Source organism: Treponema sp. R6D11, from assembly GCF_054786075.1.
Genome location: NZ_BDHD01000866.1, coordinates 1 through 357, shown reverse-complemented (window position 1 = coordinate 357; position 357 = coordinate 1). Strand labels below are relative to the sequence as shown.

The window sequence follows — 357 nt, the reverse complement described above, 5'->3', positions numbered from 1 at the left end:
CTGCTCTAACTTCAACCATAACAGGATTTGCACCAGGCGAAGACATCACATCCCTCACAGGCAAACTAACACAGACCGTTGAAGGCTCAATTGTAGGGAAAACTCGCCCTATCAACCTCAATGGTTATGCAATAACATCCTCAGGCTACACAAACACAAACAATCCTAACTACAACATAATATATGCGCAAGGCTTGCTAAAAGTTGATTACCATAACTTAAGAATCGATCTAGTAAGCATAGATTCTACCAAAGCAACAATAAGTGTAACCGGCGGAAACACCACAGGCAGCACATATAAATATTATTATTGTGAAGGCCCATACGAAAGCTATTTGCAAGCGAATTCCGTATCCT

1 protein-coding gene is annotated in these 357 nt (G+C 40.9%); it reads left to right on the top strand.

The annotated features are described in order from the left end of the window. Nucleotides 1–357 (top strand): MBG domain-containing protein (locus tag ACYVTD_RS16555; RefSeq protein ID WP_461248757.1); only part of this gene is annotated, 357 nt, incomplete at both ends.